A 2,626-nucleotide genomic window follows, 5' to 3' on the forward strand; every position below is an offset into this window, starting at 1 on the left:
CTCGCGGCGGGGGCGCCGCGACGGGAGCGAGAGTGCTCACCGTGCGCGCGGTAGACGTGACACCCGATCCGGTCTGAGTCTCTGTCCGCGCACCTGCAGTTGTACCCGGGCGAGATGACGCGGCGGTGAACGGGGCGCGAACAACCACGCTCTGCCGCATTCTCGAGCCGACCGGAAATGCAAGGACGTCCTAGTAAATATCCGGCCCTCCGAGTAAACTCCTCATTGTGCCAACGACGGCACGGAGGGACGTCACACAATGACTCGTACTATCCCGCACTTCGTGGGCGGATCGCTTCTCACCCCCGACTCCGGTCGCTTCGCCGACGTGTTCGATCCGAGCACGGGTGCCGTGCAGGCGCGTGTGCCGCTGGCCTCCGCCGACGAGGTGCGCCGCGTGATCGCGAACGCCGAAGAGGCGCAGGTCGCGTGGGCCGCGACCAATCCCCAGAAGCGGGCCCGCGTGCTGCTGCGGTTCCTCGACCTGGTGCAGCGCGAGATGACCTCGCTGGCCGAATTGCTGGCGAGTGAGCACGGCAAGACGGTCGACGATGCGAAGGGTGACATCCAGCGCGGGCTCGAGGTCATCGAGTTCTCCGCCGGAGCGCCGCATCTGCTGAAGGGCGAGTACTCGACGGGTGCCGGTACCGGCATCGACGTCTACTCGATGCGTCAGCCGCTCGGGGTGGTCGCCGCGATCACGCCCTTCAACTTCCCCGCGATGATCCCGCTGTGGAAGGCCGGCCCCGCGCTCGCCGCGGGCAACGCGGTCGTGCTCAAGCCCAGTGAGCGCGACCCCTCCGTGCCGGTGCGCATCGCCGAGCTGTTCCTCGAGGCCGGGCTGCCGGCAGGAGTGCTCAACGTCGTGCACGGCGACAAGGAGGCCGTCGACACACTGCTCACCGACGACCGCATCCGCGCCGTCGGGTTCGTCGGCTCCACGCCCATCGCCGAGTACATCTATGCGACCGCGACGGCGCACGGCAAGCGGGCTCAGTGCTTCGGCGGCGCGAAGAACCACATGATCGTGATGCCGGATGCCGACCTCGACCAGGCCGTCGACGCGCTGATCGGCTCCGGCTACGGCTCAGCGGGCGAGAGGTGCATGGCGATCTCGGTCGCGGTCCCAGTGGGGCAGGAGACGGCTGATGCTCTCGCCGCCAAGCTCACCGAGCGTGTGGCGCAACTGCGTATCGGACCCTCTCTCGCGACCGATGTCGACTACGGACCCCTCGTCACGAGGGCGGCTGTCGAGCGGGTCGAGGGCTACATCCAGCAGGGTGTCGACGAGGGAGCGATGCTGCTCGCCGACGGCCGCGGATTCGTCGTCGAGGGGCACGAGGCGGGCTTCTACCTCGGACCGACCCTGTTCGACCACGTCACCACCGACATGGCGATCTACCGCGAGGAGATCTTCGGACCGGTGCTGGTGATCGCCCGCGCCGCCGACTACGAGGAGGCGCTGCGGATGGCGTCCGAGCACGAGTACGGCAACGGCGTCGCGATCTTCACCCGCGACGGCGATGCCGCCCGCGACTTCGCCGCACGCGTCGAGGTCGGGATGGTGGGCGTGAACGTCCCTATCCCGGTGCCGATCGCGTACTACACGTTCGGCGGCTGGAAGCGCAGCGGCTTCGGCGACCTCAACCAGCACGGCACCGACGCCTTCCGCTTCTACACGAAGACCAAGACGGTGACGAGCCGTTGGCCCGCGGCGGGCATTCGCGACGGAGCCAGCTTCGTCATCCCCACCATGCACTGACCCCCACGTTCCGGCACGAGATCCCACAAGGACAAGCGATGACCATGACCACCGTCACCACCACCGCCGAGGAGCGCGAGGCGATCCTCAGCGCCGTCCGCGAGTTCGCCGAGGCCGAGCTCGCCCCCTTCGCCGCCGAGCGCGACGAGAAGCACCTCTTCCCGCGCGAGTCGCTGAACCGCGGCGGAGAGCTGGGGCTCGGCGGCATCTATGTGCGCGAGGACTTCGGCGGTGCCGGCCTCAGTCGCAGCGACACCGTCGCGATCTTCGAGGAACTCGCCAAGGGCGACCCGGCGGTCGCCGCATACATCTCGATCCACAACATGGTCGTGTGGATGATCGACACCTACGGCGACGACACGCAGCGCGAGACCTGGCTGCCGCCGCTCACCGCGATGCAGGAGTTCGGCGGCTACTGCCTCACCGAGCCGGGCGTCGGTTCCGATGCCGCCAACGTCGCGACCAGTGCGGTCCGCGAGGGCGACGACTACGTGCTCACCGGGATGAAGCAGTTCATCTCCGGTGCCGGCGAGGCCGCCGTGTACGTCGTGATGGCCCGCACGGGGGAGCCCGGTGCCCGCGGCATCAGCGCATTCCTGGTTCCCGGCGACGCCGAGGGGCTGAGCTTCGGCCCGCTCGAGAAGAAGATGGGCTGGCACGCGCAGCCGACGCGTCAGGTGATCTTCGACGGCGTCCGTGTCCCGGCATCCGCGATGCTCGGCGACGAGGGGCGGGGGTTCGCGATCGCGATGTCGGCGCTCAACGGCGGACGCCTCAACATCGCCGCCTGCTCGCTCGGCGGCGCGGAGTGGGCACTCGACAAGGCGGTGCGGTACGTGCACGAGCGGGTCGCGTTCGGCGCGC

The 2,626-nt window shown here is 69.0% G+C and carries 2 protein-coding genes; both read left to right on the forward strand.

The window, feature by feature from the left end:
* Positions 1 to 259: 259 nt before the first annotated feature.
* Positions 260 to 1,762, forward strand: coding sequence for a CoA-acylating methylmalonate-semialdehyde dehydrogenase (locus ACNPM4_RS02030; RefSeq protein WP_448984515.1), 1,503 nt, complete (start codon positions 260 to 262; stop codon positions 1,760 to 1,762).
* Positions 1,763 to 1,800: 38 nt separating this feature from the next.
* Positions 1,801 to 2,626, forward strand: an 826-nt coding sequence (locus ACNPM4_RS02035) for an acyl-CoA dehydrogenase family protein (protein ID WP_448984516.1), incomplete at its 3' end; no start/stop codon positions are given.

Source organism: Microbacterium umsixpiens (genome assembly GCF_053543675.1).

Coding starts and splice junctions, on each gene's coding strand:
- ACNPM4_RS02030 (WP_448984515.1), top strand. CDS start 260: ATGACTCGTACTATCCCGCACTTCGTGGGCGGATCGCTTCTCACCCCC.